The sequence below is a fragment of the Pseudoalteromonas sp. TB25 genome (genome assembly GCF_000497995.1).
Taxonomy (GTDB): Bacteria; Pseudomonadota; Gammaproteobacteria; order Enterobacterales; family Alteromonadaceae; genus Pseudoalteromonas; species Pseudoalteromonas distincta.
The window spans coordinates 14,684-28,303 of sequence record NZ_AUTI01000279.1 but is presented as its reverse complement, the minus strand read 5'-3'; the positions used below and the strand labels follow the sequence as shown (position 1 = coordinate 28,303).

Here is a 13,620-nt window from a genome sequence, read left to right as displayed (position 1 = left end):
TCATTATGAAATTTAAGCTTATGATATAAAAATATATAGCTGTAAGTTCAAGTCTAAACTAATACATGCTATAAATTGGTACATTCTGCTAGTTACTTCCCTTAAGCAGAAATAACTCAGATTCGAGGTCATTAATCTTTTTTAAGTGCTGGTGATTTGAAAGCGCTAGGGCATTGTGGGTAGAAGCCATTTGTGCCATTTGCTCTTTTAAGCTGGCTATTTCCGCTCGATATTTTTCTTTTAACCGTTTCTCGTTGGCAAGCTTTTCACGTAACTTAGTAACATCTGAGTTTTGCTGTGCTTGCTTTTTTGTTATAGCTTTTGATTTTAGTAGTTTAATTTTTTCAATGACGTCTGAGTAATAGTAAGCTGAGCCATTACCAAGGTTAGCTTCTTCCTCAACTGCAATGGCACTTAAACCTCGTTTGGCATCAATACGTACTGTATCGCCAGAAAGTATCCTGTCAATTGCGCTTAGAAGCTCTAACCTTGTATTCTCTGACTTACTCAAAGCTGTCTGATCTCAATTTCGGGTTTGTATGGAGTGTAGCTTATCTCAAAGTAGTCCATAACCTTTTCAGCTGCACGTAATTGCGTAATAAAATGGCTTAGCTGCGATTGAGATAGTTTAGTATGCTGCTCCATTTCAGTTATAGTCTCAACAATCCACTGATGTCGTTTTTGCCAAGCTTGTGCTTTAGTTTCGTCTATGACAACGTTCTCGCAGTTAAAACAGTTGGTTGGTGATACGACCTTTTCCATTCTGCATTCATAACCAGCCATGCAGTATGAGTGAAGTGTACCAGCAATAGATATTCTACCAGCAGATACTTGAGCATAAAGAGCATCCCAGGATGAGTATTTAACAGCGGTATCTTCTCTATCTTTAACAACATCTATACCTTTCTTACCATATAGCTTGTCATCTGAGTTATACCACTGATGCAATAGTTGTGTAGTGACTTCTTTATCCACTTCTTGAAGTAAATTATTGAGTTCTGAGTCCACTTTTACATGTTTTATTTTGGCTGCTACGCCTCCTTCTGAGTACCATTGAGACATTGGTAAATATATATGCTTATACTGTTGTTTAATGGCAACGTCAGAGAGTAAATTATAGCGTTTACCAAATACTGCAAAAGTTCGCCTGAGTTGGTGGGTTGTAAAAGCCCAAGGCTTACCTATAACTATCTTTTGCTTGTAAGCGTGTATGTTTAGGTTTGGATTTAGAAGTTTAAACTCTTCATAATCTTGCTCATTTACGATGGCGCCAGCCTCTTCTACTAGCTGCTTATGATGAAGAGCAAAAGGTGGACCTGTCAGCATGTTTGGCTTTCTGCATTTCATTTGTTGAACTAGCCAGATGCTTGAGGCTCTAGCATTTTCGACTCGGTCATCTGAGAGCATGAGTTGAGTTCTCATATTTTGAGTGAGTAGTGATGCGAGCTCGATTGCTTTCCCAGTAATTGGAGATGCCAACCACTCTGCTTTTTCAGGCACCGCAGGTGTCATTTTACTGTGGTAGGATTGTAACGAATAAAACACTTGGTCTTTTAATTTTAATGTTTTAAAGCTATCAGAGTGTAAACTATAGATCTCGCTTCTTCTCATGCCCGAAAAGGCTCCACAAATTATAAAGCAGCAAGTTAGAATATGGGAGTATAACCAATTGAATCTTCGTATATCACTAGGAATTAATTTTTCGATATCAGCGTTGGAAATATAGCTTTTAAGTATATTGGTAGAAGTTTGGGGTTTAGCTTTAGTTATCTCAGCTTTGTAGTGAGGGGAATCAGATGTTAACCAGTTCCATTGACCTGATTTTATTTTGTTATCAACAGCCGCTTTGCCAATTTCATAGTTTTCTTGCTGCTCGGTATGGATATCTAATAATGTATCTCGAATAGGATAGTAAGTATCTATATACTCGATAGCCTTTGAGTATATGAGTTGCATCAAGCGTGATGGTATAGCGTAATACTGCTCACTTTCTAGTTTGGTTGGGCAACCTAATTGACGGCCTAATTCTGTAATTGATGTCGTCAAAGGTAATGATAGTTTTATGGGGGTTTGGTTCTTAACCGCTTCGATCCAGTTTAATGCGAAAATAAGTTTTGAAGTATATGGCCCACTCATTTTAAGTGACTTTAAATATTCGCAAAACCTAGAAAACTGTATGGGATGGTTAAGGACACAAATCGAATCTGCTTTGATGGATTCTATGTATTTATATACTTGGGTTAAATTGATATTTCTCTCTAAAAATGTTGTGGTTTTTATCATTGCCCCTTGCCTTAAGGTGCCGACAGCAAATAAACCAAGGAATGCGAGTAACTTTTGTTCTTGCAACAAGGAAATAGTTGTTAAATGAGTAAAAGAAGCCCGCTTTTTCGAAACAATTTTGACATCTACATAGTGTGTTAAATCCCATGTGTTATCGCCAAAGTAACTTATGGTTTTACCATTTTGGTCAATCATTACTGGGATTTTGTTTAAATTGTCCCAATCCTTATTTTCAAAATACTGTATTGCCTGTTCAACAAAAACAGTATTCTCTTTTATAACTTGTTCTGGTGCAGCAAGTAACGGTTTCATAGCATTTCCTTATAAAACCAAATTAAGCGTATCGGGCCAAAAAGGGTGGCGACCAATTGTATGTAGCTTCCGCTCAGCTTGCCTGCGCACTTTTAAGTCGATACTAAAAAGCACTTGCTTTATTTTTCTTAGTACTCGATCAAAATTGTTTTTAAAGTGTGACATGTTGAGGTGATCTTCTTTGGCATCCTCTAACGCTTCATAAAAACTCAATAAACACCAAATATCATCAACTTCTTCAACCAGCACTTGATTTGGGCAGGAAAAGCAATTTAATAAGTCTGCACAGGCAAGATGGGTCATGTCAACGCTATCGATAGAGGCCTTTCGTCGAAAACGGTCACCATGGTTATCAAAGGGGTCTTTGCAACCTGTACCTAAAGGTGTTTTTTGACCATTCCCTGATTTAGCATAGCGGTTTACGAATTCATCATAGGGTAGTATTTCTAGATTCATTTGCTCAAGAGTTTGTTCTCGTGCTCTACTAATATCGCCACATTTAATTGCATTTTCTAAGGTGTTAGCTGTGGCTTGAAGTTGGGCGTTATTTTCTGACTCGTTACCTCTGCTATAGTGCTTTCGAACTACATCAGGTGTGTTATTGAGCAACATGGATGTTTCGAGTGAGTTTCCTGTGAGTGCTAAGTAATTAGATGCACCTGTAGCTCTAAAGCGTTTAGCTTCAGGCCTAAGTTGTTGACCATTGTCATCAGTCAAATCGAATATATTAATTAGCCAATTCATATTGGAACGAATATGCGTTGGGCACAAGGGCTTATTTATCCCGTTTAGACATTGATGAAGTAGTCTATTGGCATCTGGAAACAGCACGTGCGTAAGGGTGATAAGGTCATTAATAAAATTTAGCGCATGCTTTGGAATGTCTGTGCTAAGATTATCGCCGAGCTCGATGGTAACAAATTTATTAGCTCTCTTCTTTAACGCTGTTTGCACAAACCACTTACCTTGCTGTCCCTTTTTTTGTGAAGCTTTGGGGATATCCATATCTCTTATCGTACTAGCGTTTGCCCATGTGTAATAGGCAAGTAAGAAATATGCAGCACAGTAACACTTGGTAATAGCACCACTTACAGGCACTTCGATTTTATTAAAAGAAAAGCTCGCGTATTGGTCGCTTCTCCTTGCTTGAATGTATTCTTTAGGTGAGGTTTGAATTTGCTTGGAAAGCTGAAAATATAGTTCTTTTAGTATTTTAATTAACTTTTTCAATTCAGATTCTGAGTATGCTTGAGTTGGATTTATTTGGCTGCGAAATAGTTTGAATTTAGAAAACCACTCATCAACAGGGTGATCTAGCATCTTCATTATTGTTCTTATACTACTTAATTCACCTTTTGCTGTGTTTGAACTTTTGCTGCCAATTCTAACGCTGTGAACTAGAGCTGTTTCAAATGCATTGATACCCTCTTTTGAATCTGGATTTACTGGAATACTGTCACAAATATTCACATACCGTGTAAATGTTCTAAAAAGGGTATTCATTGTTGTGTCAGTATATTCTGTATTAGCTTTGAATGCTTGATACCACTTAATAATTTGGTTGTCTCGGTTAAGCAAAGTACCCCGATGCATTTCAAAAAGTTTAGGCACGCCTTTGTATCTAAATCTTTGAAAGTCTGGGTATACAAATTGATCACCATAAATATTTAACTTAAGTTTAAGGTCAATATTTAAATTTGATTTGTTAATCACGAGAGATCCTCATTAATGACTGACTCCATAACTTGATCTAAAAAGCAAACTGCACGTATCGATGCCTTGCTTCGGTTTATAAAGTTCAGGTATCGCCAAGTTGTTTTCTCATCTTTATGTCCCATCCACCCCATGATTAATGACATAGCATCGAATGGTGACAACCCAACTTTTTCGTCTAAAAGGGACGCAAGGCGAAATGTACCGTAAGTTGCACGTAAATCGTGAGTTCTATGCTGAAAGTGGGTATTTAGCTCATTGCGTATGTAATTACGAGTTAAGCTAAAGTGACGCTGTATTGCATTGGTAGTATATGGTTTACCTCGATTGGTAATTAATAATTCCGTAATCGGTTTATCGGTTTTAGACTCTCTTTTCTGGCGACGCTCACTAATCAAGTAGCGATGCATCTTGTTCATTAACAGTGTTGGAATTTCGATAGTTCTGACTGAGCCAAATTTGGTGAGTACACCGTTATGAGGTCCTATACTAACTTGAATATGGTATTTATTCGGGTCACATCTATTCACTAGATTAGCAGGAAAGGTGCAGGCTTCTTCTATACGAAGGCCGCACATGAGTTGTAATAGTTGATGTATTTGGAACTCAATTGACTGTTCTTTGAGTGCTCGCGAATATAATTTTACCTCATCTTCTGTAAGGGGATTCAAGCTTTGCTCTGGTGTACGCCTTGGGACCCTGATCCTTAAGTCTGAGCTTCTAACAACATAATTACGATTGATATGCGCAAGCATCCCAGTCGTTTTGATGCTAACAAACTCTACTTCAAATGGTTTATTTTCCTTAGAGAAGTTAATTAACCTCTCGTAATATGCCCACTCGTAGAATTTAATTATATGGTTCATATATACAGCTGCTGTTGAACTATTTAGCTCACCGGCTTTCACTGAGGCCAAAAGATCTTGGTTTCGGAAAATATATGTGGGCTTATTTGATTTGATAGTTGGAAAGTCTTTCCAAGAGAGTTCATGGCTTTTTAAAAAGCGCCAATATCGACTTATGGCACGAACGTTTGAATTGATGTTTTTTGCGCGCTTAACGTTAATGAGGTGATTCATCCAAAGGTTTATTGGCATGACGTATTCACCATCTTCATAAAAAGTTGGAAAGCCTTTTAGCTGAATGCTTGATTTTGTTTTGCAAAAGGGAGTTTGGATCTCAGTTTTAAAATCATCTGATTGAACTATTGTGAGCATGAAAAAGCCGACCAAAAATTGTACGTTACTTGGTCAGCTTAGTTCGTTTTCCAGAGTTAGCAAATGTAAAGTTTCACTTTTCCAGAGAAAAATTTACATAGTAACAAACTCTTCAGAACCTGTTGGGTGAATCGCAACAACGGCATCAAAATCAGCTTTAGTAGCGCCCATTTTCATGGCAACTGCAAAACCTTGAATCATTTCATCAACCGCAAAACCAATACCATGTAGGCCAACTACTTTTTCGTCTGGGCCGGCACATACAAGCTTCATTTTACAAGGCTGGCGATGTTTAGTTACCGCTGTGTACATAGCCGTAAAGCCAGATTGGTAAATCTTAACGTTTTCTTCGCCATATTGAGAAATAGCTTCTTGCTCAGTAAGGCCAATAGTACCAATTGGTGGGTGACTAAATACAACAGTAGGAACTAGGCTGTAATCCATTTTTAAATCATCAGGTAGTTCTTTATTAAATAAGCGTTCTGATAAAGTACGCCCTGCTTTAACTGCTACAGGCGTAAGTTCAATACCGTTTTCGATAATATCGCCAACCGCATAAACGTTTTTAGCTGTGGTATTTTGAAACTCATCAACTTTAACAAAACCATCGCTGTTAACTTCTACGCCGGCAGCGGCAACATTAATTGCATCTGTTGTTGGCTGGCGGCCAATGGCCCAAATTACTTGGTCAACGTTATGAGTTTTGCCATTATCTAAATGTAGCGTTACAGAGCCATCATCTTCTTTAACTAATTTATGAGGTACAGATTCTGTATGAAGAGTAGGGCCTTCAGCAGCCATAACATCAACAAGTGTTTCAACTATGTATGGGTCAAAGTTACGAAGTGGAGAATGCTTACGAACAAATAAATGTGTTTCAGTACCTAAACCATGTAATACACCAGCAAGCTCAACGGCTATGTAGCCTGCGCCAATAACTGCAACGCGCTTAGGTTGCTCTTTTAGTTCAAAAAAGCCATTTGAATCGATACCGTGTTCAGCACCTTCAATATGCGGAATACTTGGGCGGCCGCCTACTGCAATTAATATATGATCGGCTGTGTAGTGCTCGCCGTTTACTTCAACTGTTTTATTATCTACAAATTTAGCAAAGCCTTTAATTACAGTAACGCCATTGCTAGCAAGGCCACTGTCATAACCTTTATGAATTCGGCCTATGTAGGCTTCACGGCTTTCTATTAACTTGCTCCAATCAAAGCCTTTAACTTCAACATTAAAGCCGTAATCTGGGGCATATAAATTAATTGCTTCAGCAACCTGAGCACCGTGCCACATTACTTTTTTAGGTACGCAGCCCACGTTTACACACGTGCCGCCCATGTGTTTTGCTTCTATAAGTGCTACTTTAGCGCCACGCATTGCCGCTCTATTTGCAGAGGCAATACCACCACTGCCACCACCGATTGCAATATAATCAAAGTGTTGTGTCATTTTATGTCCTTAGGCGTTGAGTTTTATGCGCATTAGCATAACATTAAGTTTTAAAAATAAAGAGTGTTTAGGTGACCTATGTTTAGTAAAAAAACATTCGAATTTCTTGCTCAGCTTGATCAAAACAATAATAGAGACTGGTTTAACGACCATAAATCACAGTATGAGGAATACGTAAGAGAGCCCGCTTTAGATTTCATTAGGCAAATGCAAGCACCACTTGCTGAGGTTTCTAGCCATTTTGTCGCATCAGATAAAAAAGTCGGCGGTAGTTTAATGAGAATCCATAAAGACGCGCGTTTTAGTAAAGATAAAACCCCATATAAAATTAATGTAGGGATTCAATTTCGCCATTTTATGGGAAAAGACGTACACGCCCCTGGTTTTTATTTTCACTTAGCAAATGACGAATGTTTTGTAGGTGCTGGTATTTGGCGCCCAGAATCAAAGGCGCTTAATGCAATTAGAACCTGCATAGATGAAAACCCAAATAGCTATAAAAAAGCAATTTATGATGAGCAATTTAAATCTATATTTGAAATGTCAGGAGAGTCGCTAAAACGCCCACCAAGAGGTTTTGAAAAAGAGCATCCCTTAATAGATGAGCTCAAGCGAAAAGACTTTATAGCCATTAGCTCGCTTACTCAAAAACAAGTATGTAGCAATAATTTAGTTGATACGGTACTAGAACATTATAAAGTGGCTGATTCATTAATGGGTTATTTGTGTTTTGCTCTGGAGCAACCATATTAAAATTACACAACTTGAAAGCAGTTGAGTTGTTTTTTTACTTTTAGACCCAATTTAAAACGTAATGCATTAACGCAAAGAGAGTATTTATGAGCAACCCACTAATTGGCCTTGAAGGCTTACCACCATTTTCAAAAATAAAGCCTGAGTACGTAGTACCAGCACTAAAAGACGGTATTGAGCTTTGTCGTAAAGCCATTGATGACGTGCTAGCGAAAGGTTCGTACACGTGGGATGACTTAGTATTACCCCTTGAAGAAGCGGACGATAAATTATCGCGTATGTTCTCCCCTGTATCGCATTTAAATTCAGTAATGAATAACGACGAATTACGTGAAGCTTACGAGCAGTGCTTACCGTTAATATCTGAATATTCAACATTTGTAGGTCAGCATCAAGGTTTATACAACGCGTATAATACGCTTTATAACAGCGACGAATTTAAAACGCTGACTACAGCACAGCAAAAAACAATTACTAATGCGCTACGTGATTTTAAATTATCGGGTATTGCATTATCAGCAGAAGATCAAAAACGCTACGGCGAAATTAGCGCGCGTTTATCAGAACTTGCCTCAAAATTTGGCAACAATGTAATGGATGCCACACTTGCTTGGCACAAACATATTACTGATAAAAGCGACTTAGCTGGCTTGCCAGAATCGGCTCTTGCACTTGCAGNCAGCCGATACGGCAAAAAGTAAAGAGTTAGACGGTTGGGTATTTACCCTTGATTTCCCATCGTATTTACCAATTATGACTTATGCAGATAACCGCGAATTACGCAGAGAAACTTACACCGCGTTTTCTACGCGCGCATCAGATCAAGGCCCTAACGCCGGTGAGTTTGATAACTCAGCAATTATGAATGAGGAGCTTGCGCTTCGCCATGAACTTGCACAATTACTAGGATTCAACAGCTACGCTGAAAAGTCACTGGCAACTAAAATGGCCGAAACACCGGCGCAAGTATTCTCGTTTTTAGAAGACCTAGCGGCTAAATCAAAACCACAAGCAGAGCAAGAAGTGGCAGAGTTAAAAGCCTATGCTGAGCAAAAACATGGTATTTCTGAATTACAGGCATGGGATTTTGGTTACTACAGCGAAAAACTTAAGCAAGAAAAGTACGCTATTTCAGATGAAGTACTGCGTCCTTACTTCCCAGCAAATAAAGTATTAAGTGGCTTATTCGAAACCGTTAACCGCTTATTTGGTATTAGCGTAAAAGAAGTTACTGACTTTGATACTTACCACAAAGATGTACGCTTTTTTGAAATTGTAGATAGTAGCAATACTCTACGCGGACGTTTTTATCTCGATTTATATGCGCGCGACCGTAAACGCGGCGGGGCGTGGATGGACGACTGTATGGGTCGTAAAGTACGTGCTAACGGCGAACTGCAAACTCCAGTGGCTTATTTAGTGTGTAACTTTAATAAAGCGGTTGGCGATAAACCTGCATTGTTTACTCATGACGAAGTGACAACCTTATTCCACGAGTTTGGTCATGGTATTCACCACATGCTTACACAAGTTGATGCTGCTCCTGTTGCGGGTATTAATGGCGTGGCGTGGGATGCGGTAGAGCTTCCTAGTCAGTTTTTAGAAAACTGGTGTTATGAAGAAGAAGCATTGAGCTTTATTTCAGGTCATTATGAAACGGGCGAGCCGTTACCTAAAGAGCTACTTGATAAGCTACTAGCGGCTAAAAACTACAACTCAGGCATGCAAATGCTACGTCAAATTGAGTTCTCGTTATTCGACTTTAAAATCCACAATGATTATAAAGTGGGTGAAGAGTGTCAAATTCAAGCAGTACTTGATGACGTACGCAGCCGTACCTCGGTCGTTAAGCCTCCTGAGTTTAACCGTTTTCAACATGGCTTTAGCCACATTTTTGCAGGCGGTTACAGCGCTGGTTATTACTCATATAAATGGGCTGAAGTACTCTCTGCTGATGCTTATTCTAAATTTGAAGAAGAAGGTATTTTTAACCCGCAAACCGGTCAAGCCTTCATGCAAAATATTTTAGAAAAAGGCGGCAGTGAAGAGCCAATGGAATTATTTAAAAAGTTCCGTGGTCGTGAGCCTAATGTTGACGCGTTACTACGCCATAGCGGTATTGCTGTTTAAAAATTAATATTTAGCACAAACCAAATTAAAGCGCCTTAATGGCGCTTTTTTATTATTTTAAAATTATTATCTAATAATTTTTAGTAATTTCATCCTACCGTACTATGCTTTTAGCACACCTAATAAAATGGACTAAGGCATGGCAAAGTTGGTATTGGCAATTGATGACGACAAGTATGTTCATCATATAATTGAAGAGTCTTTAGCAGGGTTTTGTAAAATAATTCATGCAAAAGATGGCGATGAAGGATTAAGGCTAACCAATAAATACAACCCAGATATTATTTTACTCGATATTGAAATGCCAGGTATGTCAGGTTATGACGTATGTAAAACGATAAAGCACAGTGAAAGCACTCAAGATATTCCCGTTATGTTTCTCTCATCTAAAATAGAGCTAAGCGATCGGGTAAAAGGTTATAGTGTTGGCGCATCTGATTACATTACAAAACCTTTTAATGCAGAAGAGTTAATAGCGCGTATAAAAGTGCTTTACGAATATAGGCAAAAATGTGCAAAGCTAAAACTGGATATAGCAAAAGCGAATAAAACAGCGGAAATAGCGATGACAGATTCAGGCGATATGGGGCGTATAATGCGCTACGTTGGACAAAGTTATCACGCTAATAACTTTCAATCGTTGAGTGAATACTTTTTTACCTTTTTTGCTCCTTTAAATTTAGATGTTGTGGTGGTGTTTTGGTATCAAGGAAAAGGTATTTTTTACAGCCAGCAAAGTGGTGTTTGCCCGTTAGAACAAGAGCTGCTTGAGCAACATCGAAATGCTCAACGATTTGTTGATATTGGTAGCAGCACTATCATTAATTATCCCAAAGTGTCCCTTTTGATAAAAAATATGCCAGTTGATAACGATGCTTTGTATGGGCGCTACAAAGATCTGTTCCCGCATATATTAGAAGTAACCAACGAGAAGGTTGTTACCATGGAAAGAAGCGAAAGCAGTTATGAGCAGGCAGCTCAAATAAGTACAGCCCTTCAAGATATTGTTAAGCAGTTAACTACTCAAAATGTAGAGCAAAACAAAAGTACTAAAGAGTTTATAGAGCAGCTACATGAACTTGACTGCGCTATTAAGCTACAACAAACACAAGCAAATCCTGCGGATCTCACTTTATATATATCTCAATTGGATCAAACAATGCAGTTATTTGTATCGGCTAATAGTGATTTAGCCTTTATCAAATATCAGCTTAAACAAGTTGCCGAAAGCCGCAATGAACTTATATCTAATTTACGTACTAAAGCGGAAGCCGCAAAGGTCAATACGAATCATCATAGTGATATAGAGCTATTTTAGTGCTTTAAAGTAAAGCGGTTGATATACTACAGGCGTATTTTATCGTCGGAGTTTATTGTGGTTATTCAGTGTGCTTTTAAAGAGTTACGCCCTTATTTAAATGAATTAGAAACACGCTTTGGTTTAGCCCAATGGGCGCAAAATTGCAGTGGCTTTAGCTTACATTACGATGATAAAGGGTTAAGTCTATTTAAAACCGACGAGCCTAAACTGGGTGCAATTAACGTTGATTTTGTAACCGGTGCTGCCGCCCATAGGCGTAAGTTTGGCGGTGGTAAAGGGCAAGCAATTGCCAAAGCGGTGGGTTTAAATAAAGGCGCAACGCCTGTTGTACTTGATGCTACCGCTGGTTTAGGGCGAGATGGTTTTGTACTTGCCTCGCTAGGGTGCAAAGTTATATTACATGAACGTCACCCGGTTGTAGCTGCACTTTTATACGATGGTTTAAAGCGAGCCTATAGCGATATTGAAATTGGTTTGTGGATGAAAGAAAACATGAGCCTAATATTTGGCTCAAGTCATACTTTGCTCTCTCAATGCGAAAGCATGCCTGATGTTGTTTATTTAGATCCCATGTTCCCGCATCGCGAAAAATCAGCATTAGTTAAAAAAGAAATGCGCGTATTCCAAGAGCTTGTTGGTGCAGACAACGACGCTGACAACCTACTTGATTTTGCCTATCCACTTGCCAGTAAGCGTGTCGTTGTAAAACGCCCCGATTATGCGCCATTCTTAAACGAAAAAACCCCAAGTATGCAAATTAAAACCAAAAAGAACCGTTTTGATGTTTATGTAAAGGCGGCAATGGTTTAAACATCAAAACAAATTGGTGGTATATCCCTAGAATTTTACCCATGTAAGAATCGTTATATTGGCTTGGATCTTAGGATCTAGCCTTTTGAATCTAGGATCTTATTACATTTTCATGTTAGAATTTGCGCAATTTTTTTTGGCATAGCAAAGTAGCACAGTAATGATCTTAGATGATATTCGCATTGTTTTAGTTAACACGTCACATTCGGGCAATATTGGTTCGGCGGCTCGCGCCATGAAAACCATGGGTTTATCAAAGCTTTATTTAGTTGATCCTGCTTGTGAAATAGACAGCCAAGCAAGTGCTTTAGCTGCAGGCGCAACTGATGTTTTAGGCAATGCAGTTATTGTAGGTACTGTTGAAGAAGCTATCGCTGACTGTACATTAACAATTGGCACAAGTGCGCGTTCTCGTACGCTTTCGTGGCCAATGGTTGAACCACGTGAATGTGGTGAAAAACTCGTTGCTGAAGCTGTAAATGGTCCTGTAGCGCTAGTATTTGGTCGTGAAAACAGCGGCTTAACTAATGAAGAATTACAGCTTTGTAATTACCACGTATGTATTCCTGCTAATCCAGAGTACAGCTCGCTTAATTTAGCTATGGCCGTACAAACACTTAGTTACGAAACACGTATGGCGTTTTTAAATCAACAACCTAAAAAGGTTGAAGAAGACGATGCTGTTTACCCAAGCTCAAAACAAACAGAGCTGTTTTATGAGCACCTTGAAGAGACGCTTTTCAAAACAGGCTTTATTATCAAACAGCACCCTGGTTTAGTTATGACTAAATTACGTCGTTTATTTAACCGAGCTCACCCTGAAGATGCCGAAATGAATATTTTACGCGGTATTCTCACCTCAATTAATAAGTCTATCCCTAAGTAACTTAGGTATAGCTATTAGTTATAAAAACCAATGGGTAAATAACTAGCTAATACTTGACTAAAATACTCAGGTAATTACAATGGCTGTAATACTTGACCAAAGAGGTCAAGTATTGAAAGTTTGTTAACTCTACAATTTAAAAAGTAAGAGTTTATAAATCAAATTTTTATCAAGTGATAATACTTGACTAATTTACTCTGGTAATTAAAATTTGCACTCTTTTGTGCAGGGGGCGTTATGAAGTTAACATCAAAAGGCAGATATGCCGTTACAGCTATGCTGGATGTTGCACTACACACAGGTGTAGGTCCTGTAGCCCTTGCTGATATTTCACAAAGACAAGAAATTTCTTTGTCTTACCTTGAACAATTATTTGCTCGTTTACGTAAAAATGGCCTAGTAAGTTCTGTTCGTGGACCTGGTGGTGGTTATTTACTAGGGCGTGAAGCGGGCGTTATCTCTGTTGGCGATATTATTAGCGCCGTAGACGAATCGGTCGATGCAACACGTTGCCAAGGTGCCGATACCGGCTGTCAGAGTGGTATGCGTTGTTTAACACATAATTTGTGGTCAGACTTAAGCGCACGCATAGAAGAATTTTTGAATAATATTACCCTTGCTGAATTGGTGGAAAAATCAGATGTGAAAGAAATAGCATCGCGCCAAGATAACAGTATCAATAATGCAATTAAGCAGTTGGAAAACATTCAAGTAAGCTGTCAACTTTAAGGTTGACCTGCAGC

General features: G+C 38.7%; 10 protein-coding genes and 1 pseudogene. 6 read left to right on the top strand and 5 right to left on the bottom strand.

Going from position 1 to position 13,620, the window contains the following annotated elements:
• Positions 1-88: 88 nt before the first annotated feature.
• From L652_RS0109610 to gorA, 5 genes are all read right to left on the bottom strand, one after another.
• A complete protein-coding gene (locus L652_RS0109610) occupies positions 89-511 on the bottom strand; it encodes a hypothetical protein (RefSeq protein WP_008467209.1) in 423 nt (140 codons plus the stop codon).
• Entirely contained in the window at positions 508-2,595 is a 2,088-nt protein-coding gene (locus L652_RS0109605; RefSeq protein WP_008467210.1) for a hypothetical protein, read from the bottom strand. Before L652_RS0109605 ends, L652_RS0109610 begins: the two co-directional genes overlap by 4 nt.
• A 9-nt stretch (positions 2,596-2,604) precedes the next feature.
• Positions 2,605-4,308: a hypothetical protein gene (locus L652_RS0109600; protein WP_008467212.1), complete on the bottom strand. Its 1,704-nt coding sequence runs from the start codon at positions 4,306-4,308 to the stop codon at positions 2,605-2,607.
• A complete protein-coding gene (locus L652_RS1000000125385; RefSeq protein ID WP_008467214.1) occupies positions 4,305-5,525 on the bottom strand; it encodes a site-specific integrase in 1,221 nt (406 codons plus the stop codon). Before L652_RS1000000125385 ends, L652_RS0109600 begins: the two co-directional genes overlap by 4 nt.
• Before the next feature lie 93 nt (positions 5,526-5,618).
• Complete coding sequence (gene gorA, locus L652_RS0109590) at positions 5,619-6,977, bottom strand: glutathione-disulfide reductase (RefSeq protein ID WP_024597113.1); 1,359 nt, start codon at positions 6,975-6,977, stop codon at positions 5,619-5,621.
• A gap of 78 nt (positions 6,978-7,055) precedes the next feature.
• Here gorA and L652_RS0109585 point away from each other — a divergent pair, with 78 nt between their 5' ends.
• The 6 genes and pseudogenes from L652_RS0109585 (at position 7,056) to iscR (ending at position 13,606) form a co-directional block, all read left to right on the top strand.
• Positions 7,056-7,730, top strand: coding sequence for a DUF2461 domain-containing protein (locus tag L652_RS0109585; protein WP_024597114.1), 675 nt, complete (start codon positions 7,056-7,058; stop codon positions 7,728-7,730).
• 86 nt (positions 7,731-7,816) lie between these two features.
• Positions 7,817-9,860: pseudogene (prlC, locus tag L652_RS01000000123625) on the top strand (oligopeptidase A).
• Positions 9,861-9,999: 139 nt separating this feature from the next.
• Positions 10,000-11,178: a response regulator gene (locus tag L652_RS0109575; RefSeq protein WP_024597115.1), complete on the top strand. Its 1,179-nt coding sequence runs from the start codon at positions 10,000-10,002 to the stop codon at positions 11,176-11,178.
• A gap of 57 nt (positions 11,179-11,235) precedes the next feature.
• Positions 11,236-11,991 (top strand): class I SAM-dependent methyltransferase, encoded by a 756-nt coding sequence (locus L652_RS0109570; RefSeq protein ID WP_024597116.1) that lies wholly within the window; start codon positions 11,236-11,238, stop codon positions 11,989-11,991.
• 160 nt (positions 11,992-12,151) lie between these two features.
• Positions 12,152-12,877, top strand: a complete 726-nt coding sequence (trmJ, locus tag L652_RS0109565) for a tRNA (cytosine(32)/uridine(32)-2'-O)-methyltransferase TrmJ (protein WP_002958423.1) — start codon at positions 12,152-12,154, stop codon at positions 12,875-12,877.
• A 237-nt stretch (positions 12,878-13,114) separates the two neighbouring features.
• The gene (gene iscR / locus L652_RS0109560) at positions 13,115-13,606 is read left to right on the top strand and encodes a Fe-S cluster assembly transcriptional regulator IscR (RefSeq protein WP_002958424.1); all 492 of its coding nucleotides are present in this window, start codon (positions 13,115-13,117) and stop codon (positions 13,604-13,606) included.
• The last annotated feature ends 14 nt before the right edge of the window (positions 13,607-13,620 follow it).

What these genes read in the sequence shown, in the direction of transcription:
- iscR (WP_002958424.1), top strand. Translation starts at nt 13,115, where the DNA reads ATGAAGTTAACATCAAAAGGCAGATATGCCGTTACAGCTATGCTGGAT.
- trmJ (WP_002958423.1), top strand. Translation starts at nt 12,152, where the DNA reads ATGATCTTAGATGATATTCGCATTGTTTTAGTTAACACGTCACATTCG.
- L652_RS0109575 (WP_024597115.1), top strand. Translation starts at nt 10,000, where the DNA reads ATGGCAAAGTTGGTATTGGCAATTGATGACGACAAGTATGTTCATCAT.
- L652_RS1000000125385 (WP_008467214.1), bottom strand. Translation starts at nt 5,525, where the DNA reads ATGCTCACAATAGTTCAATCAGATGATTTTAAAACTGAGATCCAAACT.
- L652_RS0109585 (WP_024597114.1), top strand. Translation starts at nt 7,056, where the DNA reads ATGTTTAGTAAAAAAACATTCGAATTTCTTGCTCAGCTTGATCAAAAC.
- L652_RS0109605 (WP_008467210.1), bottom strand. Translation starts at nt 2,595, where the DNA reads ATGAAACCGTTACTTGCTGCACCAGAACAAGTTATAAAAGAGAATACT.
- gorA (WP_024597113.1), bottom strand. Translation starts at nt 6,977, where the DNA reads ATGACACAACACTTTGATTATATTGCAATCGGTGGTGGCAGTGGTGGT.